Below are 19,830 nucleotides of genomic sequence, written 5' to 3' on the forward strand. Positions count from 1 at the left end.
GCACTTCACGTGCCGCTCCGGCGTTACCACTATGTGTCGGTTCCTCACGGGCCGGCTGACAACACAAAAAGACGTGGTCCGCGAAGGACCGACACGAGCTACGAGCGGGGAAGAATCCTGTGGCACAGGAAGTGCTGACCGACCTGAACAAGGTCCGCAACATCGGCATCATGGCGCACATCGATGCCGGCAAGACCACCACCACCGAGCGCATCCTGTTCTACACCGGTGTCAACTACAAGATCGGTGAGACGCACGACGGTGCGTCGACGACGGACTGGATGGAGCAGGAGAAGGAACGCGGCATCACGATCACGTCTGCCGCCGTGACCTGCTTCTGGAACAACAACCAGATCAACATCATCGACACCCCGGGCCACGTCGACTTCACGGTCGAGGTCGAGCGCTCGCTGCGCGTGCTCGATGGCGCCGTCGCCGTCTTCGACGGCAAGGAGGGCGTCGAGCCCCAGTCCGAGCAGGTCTGGCGTCAGGCCGCCAAGTACGACGTTCCGCGCATCTGTTTCGTCAACAAGATGGACAAGATGGGCGCGGACTTCTACTTCACGGTCCAGACCATCATCGACCGTCTCGGCGCGAAGCCGCTCGTCATCCAGCTGCCGATCGGCGCCGAGGACGACTTCGACGGCGTCGTCGACCTGGTCGAGATGCGGGCCCTCACCTGGCGCGGCGTGGTGCCGACCGGTGCCCCTGTGACCGTCGAGGAGATCCCCGCGGATCTCGTCGAGAAGGCCAACGAGTACCGCACCAAGCTGCTCGAGACGGTCGCCGAGACCGACGACGCGCTCATGGAGAAGTACTTCGGCGGCGAGGAGCTCACGGTCGAGGAGATCAAGGGCGCCATCCGCAAGCTGACGGTCAACTCCGAGATCTACCCGGTCCTCTGTGGCTCCGCGTTCAAGAACAAGGGCGTTCAGCCCATGCTCGACGCGGTCATCGATTACCTGCCGACCCCGCTGGACATCGGCGAGGTCGAGGGTCACGTCCTCAACAAAGAGGACGAGATCATCACGCGTAAGCCGAGCAAGGACGAGCCGTTCTCGGCGCTGGCCTTCAAGATCGCGTCGCACCCGTTCTTCGGCAAGCTCACCTTCGTGCGCGTGTACTCCGGCCGTCTCGATCCCGGTCAGCAGGTGCTCAACGCGACCAAGGGCAAGAAGGAGCGCATCGGAAAGCTCTTCCAGATGCACGCCAACAAGGAGAACCCGGTCGACGAGGCCGTGGCCGGCCACATCTACGCGATGATCGGTCTGAAGGACACCACCACCGGTGACACCCTCTGCGATCAGGCCGACCCGATCGTGCTCGAGTCCATGAGCTTCCCGGACCCGGTCATCCAGGTCTCGATCGAGCCCAAGACCAAGTCCGACCAGGAGAAGCTGGGCACCGCGATCCAGAAGCTGGCCGAAGAGGACCCGACCTTCTCCGTCGAGCTCGACGAGGAGACCGGCCAGACCGTCATCGGCGGCATGGGCGAGCTCCACCTCGACATCCTCGTCGACCGCATGCGTCGCGAGTTCAAGGTCGAGGCCAACGTCGGCAAGCCGCAGGTCGCGTACCGCGAGACCATCACCAAGACGGTCGACAAGCACGAGTTCACCCACAAGAAGCAGACCGGTGGTTCGGGTCAGTTCGCAAAGGTGATCATCGCGCTCGAGCCGTTCATCGGCGAGGAAGGCGAGCCGTACACCTTCGAGAACAAGGTCTCCGGTGGCCGCGTTCCGCGTGAGTACATCCCGTCCGTCGACCACGGTGCACGCGACGCCATGCAGTACGGCGTGCTCGCCGGCTACCCGCTGGTGAACCTCAAGCTGACGCTGCTCGACGGCGCGTACCACGACGTCGACTCGTCCGAAATGGCCTTCAAGGTTGCCGGTTCGCAGGCACTGAAGGAAGCCGCCCGCAAGGCCGGTCCGGTCATCCTCGAGCCGCTCATGGCGGTCGAGGTGACCACGCCCGAGGAGTACATGGGCGATGTGATCGGCGACCTCAACTCCCGCCGTGGCCAGATCCAGGCCATGGAGGAACGCAGTGGTGCCCGTGTCGTGAAGGCGCTGGTTCCGCTCTCGGAGATGTTCGGCTACATCGGAGACCTTCGGTCGAAGACCCAGGGTCGGGCGAACTTCTCCATGGTGTTTGATTCCTACGCAGAGGTTCCCGCGAACGTCTCGAAGGAAATCATCGCCAAGGCGACCGGCGAGTAACACCAGCTGGGAGCACGACCGCTGGCGAGTTTCACCAGCTGAGCACGACCAAGTAATAACCAACCGCACTGCTGCATAGCGCAAGCACGAATACAGGAGGCCATCAAGTGGCGAAGGCGAAGTTCGAGCGGACGAAGCCGCACGTCAACATCGGGACCATCGGTCACGTTGACCACGGCAAGACCACGCTGACGGCGGCGATCACCAAGGTCCTGCACGACAAGTTCCCGGACCTGAACGAGGCCTCGGCCTTCGATCAGATCGACAAGGCGCCGGAGGAGAAGGCTCGTGGTATCACGATCAACATCTCCCACGTCGAGTACCAGACGGAGAAGCGCCACTACGCGCACGTCGACGCCCCGGGCCACGCGGACTACATCAAGAACATGATCACGGGTGCGGCGCAGATGGACGGCGCCATCCTCGTGGTTGCGGCCACCGATGGCCCGATGCCGCAGACCCGCGAGCACGTGCTGCTCGCCCGCCAGGTTGGTGTTCCCTACATCCTGGTCGCGCTCAACAAGTCCGACATGGTCGACGACGAGGAAATCCTCGAGCTCGTCGAGATGGAGGTCCGCGAGCTGCTGTCGTCGCAGGAGTTCGACGGCGACAACGCGCCCGTCGTGAAGGTCTCGGCGCTCAAGGCGCTCGAGGGCGACGCCAAGTGGGGCGAGAGCGTTCTCGAGCTCATGCAGGCCGTCGACGACTCGATCCCGGACCCCGTCCGTGAGACCGACAAGCCGTTCCTCATGCCCGTCGAGGACGTCTTCACGATCACCGGTCGTGGCACCGTCGTCACCGGTCGTATCGAGCGTGGCGTGGTCAACGTCAACGAAGAGGTCGAGATCGTCGGCATCAAGGAGACGGTCACCAAGACCACCGTCACCGGCATCGAGATGTTCCGCAAGCTGCTCGACTCCGGCCAGGCGGGCGACAACGTCGGTCTGCTGGTTCGTGGCATCAAGCGCGAAGATGTCGAGCGTGGCCAGGTCGTCGTGAAGCCGGGCACCACCACCCCGCACACCGAGTTCGAGGGCAACGCCTACATCCTGTCCAAGGACGAGGGCGGCCGCCACACGCCGTTCTTCAACAACTACCGCCCGCAGTTCTACTTCCGTACCACGGACGTTACGGGCGTCGTGACCCTGCCCGAGGGCACCGAGATGGTCATGCCCGGTGACAACACCGAGATGTCCGTCAAGCTGATCCAGCCGGTCGCCATGGACGAGGGCCTGCGGTTCGCCATCCGTGAGGGTGGACGTACCGTCGGCGCCGGTCGCGTCACCAAGATCAACAAGTGATTTAGTTTCACCGGTTGATCTAGCAATACCAAAGCCGAATGGCGTTCACTCCCTCGGGAGTGGGCGCCATTCGGCGTTTCGGGGAGATGGGCCGAGGGCGGGCCTTCCTTCACCCGGCCTCGCGGCCCATTCTGGAAGCAACGAGGATCCAGCACCGGCGTGTGTCAGAACGCAAGATCGCACTGATCAGCGGCGCCGCTTGCCATCGAGTAGAAAGTCAGCCGGGTAGATCGGCGCGGTCGAGGTGCAGCAGCACCTGTGTGGCGACCGGGGCGTCGGGCAAGGCCGCGGCCATGGACCTGGCCAGGGACTCGGCGTCGCGGGTGAACTCGGCGATGTCGACCGTAGGGTCGGCGATCACGGTCACCCGCAGGGTCAGCAGACCGCGATCGTCCACGGCGGCGGCCCGCACGGAGCGGACCCCATCCAAGGTGGACAGCTCCGAGGCCAGCCCGACCGCCATCGGCCCGAGGTCGACCGACAGGTCGGATTCGCCGAGGACGTCCCCGATCTGCACCGTCGCGGTCCGGCCGCGCCGGAGGTTGATCACCAGCAGGGTCACCCCGGCCACCAGGCAGGCGACGCAGGCGACGCCGAGCAGCGTGGGCCACCAGTCCCTGGTCGGGATCGCTGCGTACTCGGCTCGATCGAACCTTCGCCAGAACTGCTGGGACACGTCGAGGTCCATGTGCCAGGTCAGCGCCAGTGCGCCCGCCGCCACCAGGGCGAGGCCGGCGCCGAGAGCTATCGACCGGTCGATGACCGATGTGCGGCGCCTCACCCGCGCACCTTGCCGATCCGGACGCGCAGCGGCCGAGGCGTGGCGAGCGTGGCCAGGCCCGGTTCCACCGCGTCGCGTACGGCCGATTCGAGCGCGGGGGCCGCGACCTCACCGTCCGGGGAGATCCGGACGGTGGTCCGCCTGCCGTCGACGATGGTCTGGACCGACCGGACGCCTGCCACCGTGCGTGCCTGCGCGCTGCACATCCTCGCCACATCGGTGGGACGCACCCACACCACCGCAGATCCCGCGTCGCCGAGCGGCAGATGGGTGCGGATCCGCGGTTTGACCGCCACGAAGATCAACGTCAGGCCCACGAACACGGCCGCAACGGCCGCGGGCGCCATCCAGGGCTGCCAGTGCTGGCGTGCGGACCACTCGATCGAGTTGCGCAGCCACGCGGCGGGAGCGATGACCTCGTGCGCGATCAGGAACTCGCGTCCGGTCAGTACCGCGAGCACCAGCAGGGCGCAGGCGAAGAGCAGCGCGACCGGGGCTGCCGCGGGCCGGGTGATCGGTGCCCGCGACGGGACAAGGGGTGCCAGGGCGGCGCCGGGCACCGCGAACTGCTGGCTGTCGACTTCGGCCCCCTCCGGTGCCGCGGTGGGCACCGCCGCGGCGACGACGACGTGTAGCTGGTCCATGGGCAGGCCGCTGAGGGCGGCGATCCGATCGCCCACCTCGCGGTGTACCTCGCGGGAGAGCAGCGCGATCGGGCACGGCCATGCGACCGCGATGTACAGCGTGACGGCCACCGACTCTGTGCCCATCGACACCTCTGCTCGCGGCAGGTCGCGGCCGGTGAGCCGGGACAGGCCGCCGCGCTGGCGGACCACGCCCGGTACCTGGAGGGCGGCCGCCACCGCGATCCGTGAAACCGCGCGGTCCTTGATGATCAGCTGGCCCCTGGTGCTGCGCTCCTCGTCCAGGTCCGCGTCCGCGGTGAGTTGCCGGGTCGCTCCGCCTGCCTCGCCCGTGCTGTCAGCCACGGCCCCGGCTCCGCAACAGCGCGCCCAGATCGACGTGCCCGTCGCGGTGGGCCCCGATGGCCATGCCGAAACCGCCCAACAGCACGGCGAACACGAAACCGCTGAAACCACCGAGGATTACGGCGATCGCCAGCAGCAGACCGGCGATCAGGCCGACGACTGTGCTGTTCATGGCGCTGTCCTCTCCGTGAGTACGTCTTCGACCGTGACATCGACCGGGACGTCGAGCATCGGGGCGAGTGCCGCGCGGACCCGCTCCGCCGTCTCGATGACGTGCGCCGGATAGCGCACGCTGATGTGGATGGCGCAGGAGTCGTCGCCGAGCGCGACACCGAGCACCCGCCGGCCCGGCAGGTACGTCGCGACCTCGCCGAACATGCCGCCGTGCAGGCCGGCCACTCCTGGTACCGCGAGCACCGCGCCCGCGATCAGCTCGGCGGGCTCCACCTCCTGGTCGCCGTGCGGGCTCCGCTGCTGTGCTTCCTGGTCGCTGCGCAGGCTCCGCTCCGGCATCACTGGACTCTCGGTCTGCCGTCGGTCTCGCCCGGCTGTTCGTTCTCGTCGAACAGGACGACGTCGTAGACGGTGATGTTGACCTCGGTGACCTCGAGCCCGGTCATCCGCTCCACGGCCGCGATCACGTTGCGACGGATGCCCGCCGCCAGCTCGTGCAGCGCGACGCCGTACTCGGCGACGATGCCGATGTCGATGGCGGCCTGCTTCTCGCCCACCTCGACGGCGACGCCCTGACCGTGGTTGACGCGGGCGCCCGGGATCCGGTCGCGCAGCGCGCCGACAACGCGAGCGGTGCCGCCGCCGACGTCGAACACGCCGCTGATCTCCCGGGTGGCGATACCGGCGATCTTCGCCACGACCGCGTCGGCGATGATCGTGCGCCCCTGCGAGCTCACCAGCTCGGTGGTGGAGGTGCCGTATTGCACTGGGGCGATGCCCCTGTTCGGATCGGTGGTCACGCACTCAACTCTAGTGAGTGTTGGCGCGCCGCGACGCCCGTGCGCCGATTCACCTAACGTGGAGCAGTCCACCGCACCGTCGACGAAGGAATTGACCCGATGGCAGGAGTTCAAGATGCGGATCCCGCGGGGGTCGCGTCGCCCGCCGTCGCGGCCGGATCCGGCCCACGGGGGGCGCTCGCGGCGGGAACGGCGGTGCTCGCCGTGGTCGTCGTGCTGCTGGCGACCGCGTGCGGAGTCATGCTCTGGCAACACAGTTCGGCATCGGAGCTGCAGTCCGAACGGGAAACCTATCTGCGGGTCGCCCGGGAGGGCGCGCTGAACCTGACCACCATCGACCACAACAATGCCGAGGCCGACGTGCAACGGGTGCTCGACGGCGCGACCGGCGAGTTCTACGACGATTTCGATCGGCGATCGCAGGGTTTCATCGCGGTGGTGCGGGACGCCAAGGTGATCACCGTCGGTGAGTCCGCCGTCGCAGGGATCGAAACGGAGGCGGCGGATTCCGCCACGGTTCTGGTCCAGGTCGCCTCGCGGGTCAGCAACGGAACGGGGGCGCAGGACCAGCAGCGGGTCCAGCGGCTCCGGGTGACCGTCGACGGGGAACAGTCGAAGATCTCGAGGGTGGAGTACCTGTCGTGACCGCACAGCGACGGTTGATGGTCGGGCTGACCGCCGCGGCCCTGGTGTTGGCGGCGCTGGCCGGGTTCCTGTACTTCGCCCAGTACCGGCCGGACCAGCAAGTCGACGATCGGGCCAGGGCCGAGGTCAAGCAGGCTGCGGCGGACGGCGCGAAGGCGCTCCTGACCTACACGCCGGAGACCGTCTTCGCGGACATGGTCGCCGCGCGCGAGCTGCTGACGGGGGAGTTCAAGGACTACCACGACCGGCTCGCGCAGGGGGTGATCGTGCCCGCGGCGACGGACAAGAAGATCACCTCGACCGCCACGGTCACGGGGACCGGACTGACCTCCCTGACCGACGACAGCGCCGAGGTACTGGTGTTCCTCGAGCAGTCGACGACGTCCGCGGCGGAGCAGGCTCCGGTCGACACGACCGTTGGTGCCGAGGTGACGCTGCGGAAGGTGGACGGTCGCTGGCTGATCTCCGAGTTCGACGCGAGGTGATCGGGCCCGCGCGCGAGAGTCATGCCCCGACAACAACTCTGGAAAGGATGCGGATCATGACCGAATCAGGACGGAGCGTGCTCCTGACCGGTGGCACCGGCGGGCTCGGGGTCGCGGTCACCCGGCGGCTGCTCGCGGACGGGTGGCGGGTGGTGGTTCCGTGGATCGCGGAGAGGGAACTCGAGCGTCTGGACCCACACCCGAGGCTCGTCCTCGCCCGCGCCGACCTGTTCGACCCTGCGGGTGTCGCCGACGTCGCGGCACTGGCGGGAGGCGACGAACAGGCGCCGCTGCGTGCGGTGGTGAACCTGGTCGGCGGCTTCGCCAGTGGCGCGCGGGTCCACGAGAGCCCGATCGAGGACTTCGAGGCGATGCTGCGGCTGAACCTGCGCCCGCTGTACCTGTGCACCCAGGCGGCGCTGCCGTTCATGATCGACGCGGGGGGCGGGTCGGTGGTCGCGATGTCCACCAAGGCGGCCTTCGCGCCCTTCTCGGGTGCGTCGGGCTACGTCACGTCGAAGGCCGCGGTCTGGGCGTTCATCAGCGCCCTGGCCGTGGAGTACCGCGACGAGGGCATCCGGGCGAACGCGGTGCTGCCCTCGGTGATCGACACCCCGGGAAACCGGGCGAGCCAGCCCGGGTCGAGCCGCAAGGGCTGGGTCGCACCCGAGGCGATCGCCGAGGTGATCGCGTTCCTGATCGGCGACTCCTCGGCCGCGATGACCGGCGCCCAGGTCCCGGTTCCCGGGGTCGGCTGAGCGTTCTCGCGTCTCGCTGTCGCCCGGCGCGATCTCGGGGTGTGGCATTCCTCGGCTCCTTAGGGCACGCTATCTAGAACACGTGTCAGTTTGGTATGAAGTGTGCGTGGCCCACGTGGGCGCACAACGATCCATCGGGTGAGAGGTTGAGCGGGATGAGCGTTGGACGGGTCGTCGTGGTCGGGGCCGGGCTGGCCGGTCTGCGGACCGCTGAGGAACTGCGGCGGGCGGGCTTCGACGGCGAATTGACGCTGATCGGCGCGGAGCCGCACCTGCCCTACGACCGGCCCCCGCTGTCCAAGGAGGTCGTCCGCGGCGAGCGCGACGACGTCACCCTGAAGCCGGCCGAGTTCTTCGAGGAGCAGCGCATCGACCTGCGGCTCGGCGCGGCGGCGACCGGCGTCGACGCAGGCGCCCGCACGGTGACCCTCGCCGACGGATCGACCGTCGACTACGACCACCTGGTGGTGGCCACCGGGCTCGTCCCCCGCCGGATCCCCGGGCTGGCCGAGCTGGATGGCGTGCACGTGCTGCGTTCGTTCGAGGATGCGATGGCGCTGCGCTCCGAGCTCGCCCCCGACCGGACCGCACTCATCGTCGGGGCCGGGTTCATCGGGTGCGAACTCGCCGCGAGCATGCGCGCACGCGGCATGAACGTCATCCTGATCGAGCCGCAGCCCACCCCGCTGGCCTCCGTGCTCGGCGAGCGGATCGGCGGCCTCGTGGCCCGACTGCACCGCGAGGAGGGCGTCGACCTGCGCACCGGGGTCGGCCTCACCGCCCTGCTCGGCGAGGGCCGGGTCACCGGCGCCGTGCTCTCCGACGGCACCGAGGTCGCGGCCGACCTCGTGGTCATCGGCATCGGTTCCGTCCCGGTCACGGATCTCCTGGACGGCTCGGGCGTGCAGGTCGCCGATCCGCGCGCGGGCGGTGGCGTGCTCGCCGACGAGTGCGGCCGGACCAGCGACCCGAACGTGTGGGCGGTCGGTGACGTCGCCGCCTGGCGCCATCCCGAGGGTCATCGGCGGGTCGAGCACTGGACCAGCGCGGGCGACCAGGCAAAGGCACTGGCCCTGGCGCTGGTCGGCGCCGACGCGCCCGCCGGGCCAGGGCAGGTCCCGTACTTCTGGAGCGACCAGTACGACATCAAGATCCAGGCGCTCGGCGAGCCGTCCGCCACGGACACCGTGCACCTGGTCCGCGACGACGGCCGCAAGTTCCTCGCGTACTACGAGCGTGACGGCGTTCTCGTCGCCGTGGTCGGCGGCGGCCTCGCGGGAGCGGTGATGAAGACCAGGGCGAAGATCGCGAGTGGCGTGCCGATCACCGAGGTGATCGAGGCTGCGGGCGTCTAACGTGAATGTATGGTCCATGACCAGCGGGCGCTGCCTGAGCTGACGGATCTGACCGCCGCGCACTGGACGTCGGGCGCGTCCGGGCGGTTGTCGGTGCGGCGGTGCGTGCACTGCCTGCGTTGGTCGTTCCCGCCGTCGCGGTGCTGCAGGCACTGCTGGTCGGCCGACTTCACCGTCGAGCCGGTCACGGGAAAGGGCGTGCTGCTCACCTGGACCGAGGTGCACGACCCGAGCCCCTACCTCGTCGCCGTGGTCGAGCTCGAGGAGGGGATCCGGCTGTTGCTGGGCCTCACCGGGACCGAGCCGGGCGCCCTGCGCGTGGACACGCCGATCCGGTTGTACTTCGAGCATCTCGGTGGCGACTTCTGGCTCCCGTTCGCCGAGATCGAGGAGTTGGAGCTGCCGGAGGACCGGCTGGAGGCCGTGTCGTGATCACCCGCGGGGCCGTGGTCAGCGGGATCGGCCGGGTGCCGCGCGGGCCCGGGTCCGCCGATGTTCGGGTCGCCGCCATGGCCGCCCGCGGCGCGCTGGCGGATGCGGGCCTGACCGGTGGCGCCGTCGACGGGCTCGTCACCTGCGGGTTGCCGGACGTGGTCGACGTCGCGGACGCGCTCGGTCTCGAACTCGCCTGGCGCACAGCGGAATCAGATCGGTTCGGCGTGCTCGCCGCGGTCTCGGCCGCGGTGGCGGCGGTGATCTCCGGCCTGGCCACCCACGTGCTGTGTATCGAGGCGTGCGACCCGCCGTCGCCCGCACGGGTCGCCGCACGCCGCTTCGCCGTCCGACCGCCGGTGTCCGGGTGGGCACAGTGGCACGCACCGTATGGGGCCGGAACGGAGCTGGTGACGACCGCCCTCGCGGCGCGCAGCTACATCGAGGCGTTCGGGCTCACCCGGGTCGAGTTGGCCCAGATCGCGCTGACCGCCGGCCGAAACAGCGGGCGGGGCCTCGGGCTTCGGGAGTACCTGGACGCCCCGATGCTGGCCGACCCGCTCTGCGAGTACGACCGCGCGCTCCCCGCGGGAGGGGCGACGGCCGTGCTGATCAGTCCTGGCGACCTGGCGGAGGATCTGCCCGGCCCCGCCGTCACGGTCGAGGCGGTCGCGGCGGCGCGGAACGTGAGCCCGCTGTGGGAACAGCGTGCCGACCTGACGGGAATGGCGATCCACGATGCAGGCGAAAGGTTGTGGGAAGGTACCGAACTCGGACCCGAGGATGTGGGCGTCGCGCTGTTCGAGGACGAGTTCAGCTTTCTGGCGCTGATGTGGCTGGAGGCGCTGGGGTTCTGTGTGCCGGGGACGGCTGGCACGTTCGTCGCCGGGGGACAGCGGATCTCGCGAGCGGGCGCGCTGCCGCTCAACCCACACGGCGGCCAACTGGGACTGGGACGATCGGCCGCACTGGAGCTCGTCGCGGAGGCGGTGTCCCAGCTGCGTGGAGAGTCGACTGCCCAGCTCGACGGCCCGCCAGAGGTGGCCGTCGTCGGTATCGGCGGCGCGACCGTCGCGGGCTGCATGCTGCTGGCGCGCTGACGCGAGACGCGCTGCTAGGAAAGGAAGTCAGTGAGGATCGTGGTCAGCCGACCCGGTACGTGGCCGGGCAGGCTGTGGTGACTGCTGTCCGGCAGGACCTCGATCCGGATGTCCGAGAGGGTTCCGCGCGCTGCCGCGGCCACCCGATCGACATCGATCGCCCGCGAATCCTGTGCGAGCGCAACGAGGGTCGGGACCTGCAGCTCGCCGAGCACGGTCGTCGACGGCCTCTTGGGTAGCACGATCCGCGGCCGCGGGGACCCCGCGGCTCCCAGCGCGTAGACGGTCAGCCAGTCCGGGTCGACCGACCGACCGCCGGTCTCCCACTCGATGAATCGCCGGGCCCGATTCTCGTTGGGGCGCAGCAACATCGGGAGCGCCCGCAGCACGTAGCCGGCCCGCAGTCCGGAGAAACAGTTCGACGGGTCGAGCAGGGCGAGCCGGTCCACCCGGTCCGGGTGGCCCAGCGCGTAGGCGAGCGCGATCCACGCGCCGTAGGAGTGCCCGATCAGCGTGGCCCGCGGCAGGCCGAGCTCGGCTCGCACCGCATCGAGCCACGTCATCAGGTCCGCGGGGGTGCGGGGCCGCCGGTCGCCGGGCACGCTGCGTCCGACGTCCCCGATCAGATCCGGGGCGTACACCCGGTGCGTCCTGCCCAGCGCGGTCGCGACCGCGGACCAGGCGGTCGAGGTGGCGCCACCCCCGTGGAGCAGGAGTACCGGCGGCGCCCCCGTCGGCCCGCAGGCGTGGACCCGGGTGACGCCGAATTCGGAGCTGGTCTCCACGACCTCCACCTCGCCCCAGCGGGCGAGAACCGCGTCGTAGGCGGCGTCGAACCGGCCTTTCGTGCGAATCTGCGTGTCGTCGTCCATGGACCGCCCCCCGGTTCTCTCGGCATCAGATAATCTCGATGATAGAGATAATTGCTCATCGAGAGATGTGAATCAAGGAGTGATCGTGGGAGCAGGGCCGTGAGCGCCGCCGACGACCCAGGCGCGGCATTGCAGCTAGTGCACGAGCTGCGCAGGCTCACCGTCGAGCTGGACCGGTTCGGTGCCGCGTTCGCGAGCCGCAACGGCCTGCACGCGACCGACCTCCGCGCGCTCATCGCGCTGCTCGATGCCGACCGGGCCGGGATCGCCGCGACGCCGGGCTGGCTGGGCGGGCAGCTGGGCCTTGGCTCGGCGGCGACCACCGCCCTGCTCGACCGGTTGGAACGGGCGGGCCACATCGGCAGGACCCCCGACCCCGGCGACCGCCGCCGGGTGCTGCTGCGGGTGCAGGAACAGGCGAAGTACCTGGGCTGGTCGTTCTTCGGACCGCTGATCGGGCGCATGATCGCCTCGATGGGGGAGTTCGACGGGGCCGAGCTGGCCGCGGTGACCCGATTTCTCGGGGCGATGAACGAGGCGGTCGGATCCGCGGCAGGCGGCGCCGACGGGAATCGTTGACATCCGGTCCGTGGCCGGAGAAGGCTCGGTTCCATGGAACCGCTGCGCGGCCGCGTCGCCCTGGTGACCGGGGCGACCGGTGGACTCGGCCCCGTCATCGCCCGCGCGCTCGCAGGCGAGGGCATGGATCTGGTGGTCACCGGCAGGCGGGTGGAGGCCCTCGACGCCACGGTGCTGGCACTGCGGGCGACCGGGGCGCGGGCGGACTCGGTACCGGCCGACCTCGCGGATCTGGATGCGACCGGGGCGCTGATCGAGCGCGCCGAGCGATCCTTCGGCCCGATCGACGTCCTCGTCAACAACGCCGGTGTCGAGAATGTCGCGGCGTTCACCGCGCTCACCCCCGAAGAGCTGACGGCGATGGTCGACGTCAACCTCTCGGCGCCGATGTTGCTCACCAGGCACGTGTTGCCGGGCATGCTGGCGCGCGGTCGCGGCCACGTCGTGTTCATCAGCTCGATGGCGGGCAAGTTCGGGCCGGCGTTCTGCGAGCCGTACGCGGCGACCAAGGCGGCCCTGATCGGGCTCACCCAGTCGCTGCGCGCCGAGTACGGGCAGTCGCCGGTCGGTTTCTCGGTGGTGTGCCCCGGGTTCATCAGCGGCGACGGCATGTACCAGCGGATGGTCGAGCGCGGTTTCCGGTCCAATCGGGTGATCGGCGAGACCACCACGTCGAAGGTGGCGGACAAGGTGGTGACGGCGATCCGGCGCGACCTGCCCGAGGTCATCGAGAGTGGCGCCCCGATCCGCCCGCTGCTGTCGTTCGCCGCGCTTGCCCCCCGTCTCGCGGAGCGGATCGCGGGGAAGGCCGGCGTCAACGCGATGTTCCGGCGCCTGAGTGAGGAGCGCGGGAGGACCGGGTAGCGCGGGTCGGCGGGACGGGGGACGGCCCGGTCGCGGCGTCGGGATAGATTTGTCGGGTGATTGTTGCGCTCATCGACTCCGGCCTGGGGCTGCTGCCGACGTCGGCCTGGCTGCGGCGTCTGCGCCCCGAACTGGACCTGCTGCTCTCACTCGACCCGGACGGCGCGCACTGGGGGCCCAAGCCCGAGCAGTGGGTGATCGACCGCGTGGTCGGGGCGGCGGAGCACGCCGTTGCCCTGGGGGCCGAGGTCGTGGTGCTGCCGTGCAACACCGCCAGCGTGACCGCTCTCGATCACGTCCGGGACCGGCTGGGTGACGCGATCCCTGTGATCGGGACCGTTCCGGCGATCAAGCCGGCGGCCGCGGCCAGTCGCTCGGTCGCGATCTGGGCCACCGCGGCCACCACCGCCAGCCGGTACCAGGCCGACCTGATCGAGCGGTTCGCCAACGGCACCTCCGTGGTCGGGGTGGCGTGTCACGGGCTGGCCGAGGCGATCGACCTGGGCGACACCGACCTGGCGAAGCGGGCGATCGCCGACGCCGTGGCGCGCACCCCGGCCGACTGTGACGGGGTGGTCCTCGGCTGCACGCACTATCCGCTGATGGCCGAGGAGATCGCGGACCAGTTGCCTACCGGGGTCACCCTCTTCGACAGCGCGGAGGCCGTCGCCGCCCAGACGCTCCGTCGTATCGACGCGCTGGGCCGGGACGCGAGCGGAAGCGGCTCGGTGAAGGTACTGCTCAGTGGCAGGCCGGGGGAGTTGCCCGCAGGCGCCGCCGCGTTCGAGGCCGGCCGCCTGCTCGGCTAGCTCGCGGCTCCGCCGCCCGTCATGCCCCGGCGGTGCCGAGCTGTTCGAGGCCCGCGGCGACAACGCGAGCGACGCCGCCCAGATCCTCGCGGTGCTCGCGGGTGCCGTCGAGATCGCGGAGCCGGTCGATGCTGGCGACGGAGAACATCGCGGCCACCCAGGTCGTCGCGCAGGAATCGAGCACGCGCGCGGACACCGCCACCGGCGAGCTCGCGCGGAGGACCTCGACGGTCGCATCGTGCAGGTAGGTGCGGAATCGCCGCAGGTGCGCGCGGACCGCGGGGTGGGTCTCCGCCTCACGCCAGATGATCACCCGCATCACCGAGGAGTGGTGGTCCCTGAGGTTGAGCGCGGCCTCGAGGTTGACCAGCGTGGACTCCGGTTCGCCGGTGACCACCAGCCCGGCGACGTCGGCCAGCGGTTCCGCGGGCAGTCGCTCGGCGATGAGCGTGGTGAGGATGGCCGACTTGGTCGGGAAGTAGTAGAAGACCAGGCCCTTCGGCACGCCCGCCTGCTTCGCGATGGCCGCGGTCGAGGTCGCGTCGAAGCCCGACTCGGCGATCAGCTCCTCGGCGGCGTCGAGGATCAACTCCCTCGCGTCACCGTCCACGCTGGCGGTCCGGCGTTGGCGCGGACCTGGCATTCGGTTGCCTCCACACGTGTTGCGTCAGGCGCGATCGTCCGACCGAGCCTGGATGTCCGACCGGCTGGAGCGAGGCGGTCTGCCTTCGCCCCAGCACGGGACTGTTGTTGATTCTGTCAGGGATCGGTCCGTCAGTGATGCGTCGCCAATCCGCCGCCGTGTCCGATGTGCAGCCTCGAGCCCTCCGGCATCGCGGCCATCGCCGTGAGCACCGTCAGCACTCCGCCGATCCATGAGGTCCAGGCAGCGCCTGCCATGTCGGCGAAGCCCATCACCCACGGAGAGAGGAACATCAGCACGCCGAGAACGCCCATCGCCCACGGGAGCGCCGGCATCTCTGCCGACATCATGTGCGCCAACCCGGCGACCGCCACCAGTGCACCCAGCACGATCATCGACCACATCGCGGCGTCGTTCGTGTCCATCCACAGCGGGGACAGCGCCACGACCACGCCGATCACCACGGCGGCCCAATCCTGCCACCGAGCCATTGCTGCCTTCATTTCCTGCCTCCTCGACGAGGGAACCCCGCTACCTCAGGTATAACCCTGATTGACCGGCCGATCAATAGCTGCTCGGCGTCGGTTCGGATTCGCTCTGCCCGGCGGTCTGGCAAGGTCGGGGCATGGACGATGCGGAGGCAGTGACCAGGGCGTTGGCGCAGGTGTCGAGCCCGGCCGACGCCGTCGAGCTGCAGCGGTTCTTCAAGACCGGCCCTGGCGAGTACGGCGAGGGCGATGTCTTCATCGGTGTTCGGGTTCCTGCCACCCGAACGGTGGCGAAGCGGTTCGCGGACCTGCCGTTGGCCGAGGTCGACGCGCTGCTCGACAGCGAGGTACACGAGCACCGCCTGGCCGCACTGGTGATCCTGAACGGCCGGTTCACGCGGGCCTCATGCGTGCGGACGCGCGATGAGGCCGAGCGCGAGCGGATCGCCGATTTCTATCTGGCCGCCGTGCTCAGGGGTCGGGTGAACAACTGGGACCTGGTCGACACCTCGGCGGTGACAGTGCTCGGCGGTTGGTTGTTCGACCGGCCGCGAGACCTGGTCAACGAGCTCGGCGCCGACACCGACCTGTGGCGGCGCCGGGTGGCACTGCTGACCACGTTCGGGTTCATCCGCCGAGGCGACGCGACCACCACACTGGAGTTGGCGCCGCGGCTGCTCGGGGACCGGCGCGACCTCACCCAGAAGGCGCTCGGCTGGATGCTGCGCGAGGTCGGCAAACGGGTGGACCGGCAGCTGCTCACGGGGTTCCTCGACGAGCACGCCGCCGCGATGGGCGCGACCGCGCTCAGCTACGCCACCGAGCACCTGGACGCGGACACCCGCGCGCGGTACCGGCGGCTACGCCGCCCGTGAGCGCTCGACGAGTGTGGGGACTCCGTAACCGCGCACGGGCGGCGGAGCCGCCTAGAACTCGATCTTGAGGTGGTCGGTGACCGGGCGCGCCTGGCAGCCGAGGATGTAGCCGGCGGCGATGTCCTCGGGGTCCAGGATCTCGCTGTTCTCCATCTCGACCTTGCCCTCGAGCACGGTGCAGGCGCAGGAGCCGCACTCGCCCTCCTGGCAGGAGTACGGCACGTCGAGACCCTTCGACAGCATGATGTCGACGAGGGTCTGCTTGCGCGGCCAGCTCATCGTGTGGGTCTCGCCGTCGAGCTGCACCTCGACGGTGGCGGCGTCGGCGGCCTCCTCCTCGGTGACCTCTTCGAGCGCGACGTCCTGGAACGGATCACCCGCGAGCGAGTTGAACACCTCGGCGTGCACCGAGGTGCGCGGGACGCCTGCCTCGGCGAGCGCCTTGTGCACGGTGTCCATGAAGGGGCCGGGGCCACACATGAAGGACTCGAAGCCGCCGAACGGCTTGGCGAGGGTCGCGAACTGGTCGGGCGTCGGCAGGCCCTGCAGGGACTCGAGCCAGTGCACGACCGTCAGGCGGGTCGGGTACTGGGCCGCGAGGCCGCGCAGCTCGTCGGCGAAGATGACCGACTTCTCGTCGCGGTTGGCGTAGACCAGCACCACCTTGCCGGTGCCTTCGGTGAGCGCGGACTTGAGGATCGAGATCACCGGGGTGATCCCGCTGCCCGCGCCCCAGAGCAGGAAGTCGTGGTCGAGCGACTTGGGGGTGAACACGCCGGACGGGGGCAGCACCTCGATGGTGTCGCCCGCCTTGACGTTGTCGCACAGCCAGTTGGAGCCGTATCCGTCGATGGTCCGCTTCACGGTGACCTTCGGCTCGGAGTCGCTGAACGGCGAGCTGGCGAGGGAGTAGCAGCGGGCCACGGAACCGGTCTGATCGCTGGGAATGCGCAGGGTGAGGAACTGGCCGGGCTTGTAGTCGAACTTGCCGCGATGCTCGTCCGGGACGGTGAAGACCAGCGACCGGGCGTCGGAGGTCTCCTCGACGACCCCGGAGACGGTGAGGACAACCGACCTGGAGCTGTGCGGCATGTCAACGGTGGTCATCGCGGCGGATCCTCTCGGGGGTGAATCTGGAACGTGTTCTAGTTTTCAAATGTAGCAGGAAAACATGCAACCAGGTGGATCGTAAATTGCAGAGTGGCGATCCCGATAATCGGGATGGGGCAGCTCAGGGATGGTCGGCCACGACACCCGGTGGCGGTGATCGGGCTGGTCAGTCGTGTGCGGCCGCGGAGGCGCCGAGCCCGTGCGAGAGGACCTCGCTCCCGGCGTGGAGCAGATCCGGCAGCTCGAGGGAGTCGTCGGTGAGCCACTGTTCATAGGCAGAGAGGGCGATGCCGAGGACCATCCAGCCGATCGTGCGGGGCAGGTGATCGCCGGGTCGGCAGCCCATCCGGTCGGCCACGTAGTCGGCGATCACGCCTCGCCAGCCGTCGTACATCACCATCGAATACGCCTGCAGCGCCGGGGCTTGCAGGATTATCTCCATCCGCTTGCGGTGCAGCGCGGCCACGGCGGGCGGGAAGCTGTTGAACTCGAGCAGTGCCGAGGCGAGTCCCTCGGCCAGCGGGATGTCGCGGGGGAGTTCCGCGAGCTGCTCGCGCATGTTCGCCAGATGCAGGTCGAAGTCGCCCCACGGCACCGCGTTCTTGGAGGGGAAGTAGCGGAAGAAAGTGCGCCTGGCGATACCGGCGGCCTCCGCGATCTGATCGACGCTGGTCTCCTCGAAACCGTGCTCGGCGAACAGCTCGATGCCGATATTGCTGATCCGATCGCGGGTCGTCGACGGCCGACGACCTATGCGACCTGCGGGTTTGCTACCGGCCTGCGTCAATTTTCCCTCCGGACCTTTCATTGTGCACTCGATGCCATTAGTGTGGTGAGCCGAGTCACAGCGAACCGATTGCCGTGACTGACGCCAACCCTGACACAGGAGGTATGTAGATGTCTGAGCATCGCGAAAGCGTCGTTGCCGGAACCGAGCTCGTCGAGGAGGCCCTGGTGGAAGAGGTCTCGATCGACGGCATGTGCGGCGTGTACTGACCGTGGATCTGGATACCGGGTGGAAGCTTCACCCGCAGGTGGCGCTGCGCCCCGAACCTTTCGGGGCGTTGCTCTACCACTTTGGGACCAGGAAGCTCTCGTTCCTGAAGAACCGCACCATCGTCGAGATCGTGCGGGCACTGCCCGACCATCCCGACGCCAGGACCGCCATCCGTGCTGCGGGTATCGACGAGGCGCAGGTGGACACCTACGCCCGTGCGCTCGCCACGCTGGCCGATTCGAAGATGATCGTGCCCGGCGTGTCCGCGGCCTGAGTTCGCCTGATCCGCAACCCCACACCTCGAGGACACAGCCCATGACCTCCATGCTCGATCGCCCCGCACCCGCCCCGGTCGGCCGGCTCGTCGACCAGTTCGAACTCGGACTCGACGCGCCCATCTGTCTCACCTGGGAGCTCACCTACGCCTGCAACCTCTCCTGCGTGCACTGCCTGTCGTCGTCCGGCAGGCGCGATCCGCGCGAGCTGAGCACCGAGCAGTGCAAGTCCATCATCGACGAGCTGCAGCGGATGCAGGTGTTCTACGTGAACATCGGCGGCGGCGAGCCCACCGTCCGCTCCGACTTCTGGGAGCTCGTGGACTACGCCACCGAGCACCAGGTCGGCGTCAAGTTCTCCACGAACGGTGTGAAGATCGACAAGAAGGTCGCCGCGCGGCTGGCGGCCAGTGACTACGTCGATGTGCAGATCTCCATCGACGGCGCGACCGCGGAGGTCAACGACGCGGTGCGCGGCCCCGGCTCGTTCGCGATGGCGGTCCGTGCGCTCGAGAATCTCGCCGAGGCGGGCTTCAAGGACGCCAAGATCTCGGTCGTCGTCACCCGCCACAACGTCGGCCAGCTCGACGAGTTCAAGGCGCTCGCCGACAAGTACGGCGCGACGCTTCGGATCACCCGGCTCCGGCCGTCCGGCCGTGGCGCCGACGTCTGGGACGAGCTGCACCCGACACAGCCGCAGCAGCGCGAGCTCTACAACTGGCTCGTCGCGAACGGCGAAGGCGTCCTGACCGGCGACTCGTTCTTCCACCTGTCCGCCTACGGCGACGCGCTCCCCGGCTTGAACCTGTGTGGCGCTGGACGGGTGGTGTGTCTGATCGACCCGGTCGGTGACGTGTACGCCTGCCCCTTCGCGATCCACGAGCAGTTCCTCGCCGGAAACATCGTGGCCGACGGTGGTTTTCAGCACGTGTGGCAGCATTCGGATCTGTTCGCCGAGCTGCGTTCCCCGCAGACCGGCGGCGCGTGCAGCAAGTGCGACCACTACGACTCCTGCCGCGGCGGCTGCATGGCGGCCAAGTTCTTCACCGGTCTGCCGATGGACGGCCCGGACCCCGAGTGCGTGCAGGGCTACGGCGAAACCGCGCTCGCGGGCACCCGCGGCGAGATCCCCAAGTCGAGCGTCGACCACTCCCGCACCGGAAACCGCCGCACCCCCCGGGCGCCCGTCCCGCTGCAGCTGATGGTGCGCCCGCCGGCCAAGGTCTGCGACGAGAACCCGCTCGCGGGAATGAATTAACGAGACTTGTTCACTTCA

Annotated in this window: 25 protein-coding genes; 15 read left to right on the forward strand and 10 right to left on the reverse strand. The window is 69.0% G+C overall.

What is annotated here, in order from left to right; genetic code table 11:
- The first annotated feature begins 119 nt into the window (after positions 1-119).
- Together fusA and tuf are read left to right on the forward strand one after the other, a co-directional pair.
- The gene (gene fusA / locus ACWFRB_RS19435; RefSeq protein WP_397513425.1) at positions 120-2,222 is read left to right on the forward strand and encodes an elongation factor G; all 2,103 of its coding nucleotides are present in this window, start codon (positions 120-122) and stop codon (positions 2,220-2,222) included.
- 107 nt (positions 2,223-2,329) lie between these two features.
- The gene (tuf, locus tag ACWFRB_RS19440) at positions 2,330-3,523 is read left to right on the forward strand and encodes an elongation factor Tu (RefSeq protein WP_077040759.1); all 1,194 of its coding nucleotides are present in this window, start codon (positions 2,330-2,332) and stop codon (positions 3,521-3,523) included.
- Positions 3,524-3,740: 217 nt separating this feature from the next.
- Here the strand turns inward: tuf and ACWFRB_RS19445 are convergent, their stop codons facing one another.
- From ACWFRB_RS19445 to ACWFRB_RS19465, 5 genes are read right to left on the reverse strand one after another with little or no spacing between them, the layout of a single operon-like run.
- Positions 3,741-4,304, reverse strand: coding sequence for a hypothetical protein (locus ACWFRB_RS19445; protein WP_452642917.1), 564 nt, complete (start codon positions 4,302-4,304; stop codon positions 3,741-3,743).
- Positions 4,301-5,293, reverse strand: coding sequence for a DUF6286 domain-containing protein (locus ACWFRB_RS19450; RefSeq protein ID WP_452642919.1), 993 nt, complete (start codon positions 5,291-5,293; stop codon positions 4,301-4,303). The genes ACWFRB_RS19445 and ACWFRB_RS19450 overlap by 4 nt, the downstream gene beginning before the upstream one ends.
- Positions 5,286-5,465 (reverse strand): DUF2273 domain-containing protein, encoded by a 180-nt coding sequence (locus ACWFRB_RS19455; RefSeq protein ID WP_072750969.1) that lies wholly within the window; start codon positions 5,463-5,465, stop codon positions 5,286-5,288. Before ACWFRB_RS19455 ends, ACWFRB_RS19450 begins: the two co-directional genes overlap by 8 nt.
- Positions 5,462-5,806, reverse strand: a complete 345-nt coding sequence (locus ACWFRB_RS19460; RefSeq protein WP_452642921.1) for a hypothetical protein — start codon at positions 5,804-5,806, stop codon at positions 5,462-5,464. The genes ACWFRB_RS19455 and ACWFRB_RS19460 overlap by 4 nt, the downstream gene beginning before the upstream one ends.
- On the reverse strand, positions 5,806-6,267 hold the full coding sequence (locus tag ACWFRB_RS19465) for an Asp23/Gls24 family envelope stress response protein (RefSeq protein ID WP_072750968.1): 462 nt from the start codon (positions 6,265-6,267) through the stop codon (positions 5,806-5,808). The genes ACWFRB_RS19460 and ACWFRB_RS19465 overlap by 1 nt, the downstream gene beginning before the upstream one ends.
- Before the next feature lie 99 nt (positions 6,268-6,366).
- Between ACWFRB_RS19465 and ACWFRB_RS19470 the strand changes: the two genes are divergently transcribed.
- The 6 genes from ACWFRB_RS19470 (at position 6,367) to ACWFRB_RS19495 (ending at position 11,042) form a co-directional block, all read left to right on the forward strand.
- Positions 6,367-6,912, forward strand: a complete 546-nt coding sequence (locus ACWFRB_RS19470; protein ID WP_452642923.1) for a mammalian cell entry protein — start codon at positions 6,367-6,369, stop codon at positions 6,910-6,912.
- The gene (locus ACWFRB_RS19475; protein ID WP_452642925.1) at positions 6,909-7,397 is read left to right on the forward strand and encodes a twin-arginine translocation pathway signal; all 489 of its coding nucleotides are present in this window, start codon (positions 6,909-6,911) and stop codon (positions 7,395-7,397) included. The genes ACWFRB_RS19470 and ACWFRB_RS19475 overlap by 4 nt, the downstream gene beginning before the upstream one ends.
- Before the next feature lie 56 nt (positions 7,398-7,453).
- A complete protein-coding gene (locus ACWFRB_RS19480) occupies positions 7,454-8,155 on the forward strand; it encodes an SDR family NAD(P)-dependent oxidoreductase (RefSeq protein WP_452642926.1) in 702 nt (233 codons plus the stop codon).
- Between the two features lie 155 nt (positions 8,156-8,310).
- On the forward strand, positions 8,311-9,510 hold the full coding sequence (locus ACWFRB_RS19485) for an NAD(P)/FAD-dependent oxidoreductase (protein ID WP_452642927.1): 1,200 nt from the start codon (positions 8,311-8,313) through the stop codon (positions 9,508-9,510).
- Between the two features lie 9 nt (positions 9,511-9,519).
- Positions 9,520-9,942 carry a Zn-ribbon domain-containing OB-fold protein gene (locus ACWFRB_RS19490; protein ID WP_452642928.1) on the forward strand — a complete coding sequence of 141 codons (423 nt, stop codon included), beginning with the start codon at positions 9,520-9,522 and terminating at the stop codon, positions 9,940-9,942.
- Positions 9,939-11,042, forward strand: coding sequence for a thiolase C-terminal domain-containing protein (locus ACWFRB_RS19495; protein ID WP_452642929.1), 1,104 nt, complete (start codon positions 9,939-9,941; stop codon positions 11,040-11,042). Before ACWFRB_RS19490 ends, ACWFRB_RS19495 begins: the two co-directional genes overlap by 4 nt.
- A gap of 14 nt (positions 11,043-11,056) precedes the next feature.
- On the opposite strand, the gene ACWFRB_RS19500 is transcribed toward ACWFRB_RS19495, so the two are convergent.
- Positions 11,057-11,914: an alpha/beta fold hydrolase gene (locus tag ACWFRB_RS19500; RefSeq protein ID WP_452642930.1), complete on the reverse strand. Its 858-nt coding sequence runs from the start codon at positions 11,912-11,914 to the stop codon at positions 11,057-11,059.
- Between the two features lie 99 nt (positions 11,915-12,013).
- Here ACWFRB_RS19500 and ACWFRB_RS19505 point away from each other — a divergent pair, with 99 nt between their 5' ends.
- From ACWFRB_RS19505 to ACWFRB_RS19515, 3 genes are read left to right on the forward strand one after another with little or no spacing between them, the layout of a single operon-like run.
- Entirely contained in the window at positions 12,014-12,493 is a 480-nt protein-coding gene (locus ACWFRB_RS19505; RefSeq protein ID WP_452642931.1) for a MarR family winged helix-turn-helix transcriptional regulator, read from the forward strand.
- Positions 12,494-12,526: 33 nt separating this feature from the next.
- Positions 12,527-13,357 carry an SDR family NAD(P)-dependent oxidoreductase gene (locus ACWFRB_RS19510; protein WP_452642932.1) on the forward strand — a complete coding sequence of 277 codons (831 nt, stop codon included), beginning with the start codon at positions 12,527-12,529 and terminating at the stop codon, positions 13,355-13,357.
- Between the two features lie 56 nt (positions 13,358-13,413).
- Positions 13,414-14,166: a glutamate racemase gene (locus ACWFRB_RS19515; RefSeq protein ID WP_452642933.1), complete on the forward strand. Its 753-nt coding sequence runs from the start codon at positions 13,414-13,416 to the stop codon at positions 14,164-14,166.
- 19 nt (positions 14,167-14,185) lie between these two features.
- Here the strand turns inward: ACWFRB_RS19515 and ACWFRB_RS19520 are convergent, their stop codons facing one another.
- Both ACWFRB_RS19520 and ACWFRB_RS19525 read right to left on the reverse strand, forming a co-directional pair.
- Positions 14,186-14,809, reverse strand: a complete 624-nt coding sequence (locus tag ACWFRB_RS19520) for a TetR/AcrR family transcriptional regulator (protein WP_392977382.1) — start codon at positions 14,807-14,809, stop codon at positions 14,186-14,188.
- A gap of 131 nt (positions 14,810-14,940) precedes the next feature.
- Positions 14,941-15,312, reverse strand: a complete 372-nt coding sequence (locus ACWFRB_RS19525) for an SPW repeat protein (RefSeq protein WP_027500601.1) — start codon at positions 15,310-15,312, stop codon at positions 14,941-14,943.
- A 122-nt stretch (positions 15,313-15,434) separates the two neighbouring features.
- On the opposite strand from ACWFRB_RS19525, the gene ACWFRB_RS19530 reads away from it, so the two are divergent.
- Positions 15,435-16,172, forward strand: a complete 738-nt coding sequence (locus ACWFRB_RS19530; RefSeq protein ID WP_452642934.1) for a DNA alkylation repair protein — start codon at positions 15,435-15,437, stop codon at positions 16,170-16,172.
- Positions 16,173-16,223: 51 nt separating this feature from the next.
- On the opposite strand, the gene ACWFRB_RS19535 is transcribed toward ACWFRB_RS19530, so the two are convergent.
- Positions 16,224-17,279, reverse strand: coding sequence for a 2Fe-2S iron-sulfur cluster-binding protein (locus ACWFRB_RS19535; protein WP_392980955.1), 1,056 nt, complete (start codon positions 17,277-17,279; stop codon positions 16,224-16,226).
- A gap of 169 nt (positions 17,280-17,448) precedes the next feature.
- Positions 17,449-18,069 carry a mycofactocin system transcriptional regulator gene (gene mftR / locus ACWFRB_RS19540; RefSeq protein ID WP_452642935.1) on the reverse strand — a complete coding sequence of 207 codons (621 nt, stop codon included), beginning with the start codon at positions 18,067-18,069 and terminating at the stop codon, positions 17,449-17,451.
- A gap of 110 nt (positions 18,070-18,179) precedes the next feature.
- Here mftR and mftA point away from each other — a divergent pair, with 110 nt between their 5' ends.
- From mftA to mftC, 3 genes are read left to right on the forward strand one after another with little or no spacing between them, the layout of a single operon-like run.
- Positions 18,180-18,278 carry a mycofactocin precursor MftA gene (gene mftA, locus ACWFRB_RS19545; protein WP_072750957.1) on the forward strand — a complete coding sequence of 33 codons (99 nt, stop codon included), beginning with the start codon at positions 18,180-18,182 and terminating at the stop codon, positions 18,276-18,278.
- Positions 18,263-18,553 carry a mycofactocin biosynthesis chaperone MftB gene (gene mftB / locus ACWFRB_RS19550; protein WP_452642936.1) on the forward strand — a complete coding sequence of 97 codons (291 nt, stop codon included), beginning with the start codon at positions 18,263-18,265 and terminating at the stop codon, positions 18,551-18,553. The genes mftA and mftB overlap by 16 nt, the downstream gene beginning before the upstream one ends.
- 41 nt (positions 18,554-18,594) lie before the next feature.
- Positions 18,595-19,812 carry a mycofactocin radical SAM maturase gene (gene mftC / locus ACWFRB_RS19555; RefSeq protein WP_027500596.1) on the forward strand — a complete coding sequence of 406 codons (1,218 nt, stop codon included), beginning with the start codon at positions 18,595-18,597 and terminating at the stop codon, positions 19,810-19,812.
- Positions 19,813-19,830 lie beyond the last annotated feature (18 nt).

The sequence above is a fragment of the Rhodococcus sp. NPDC055112 genome, from assembly GCF_053607505.1.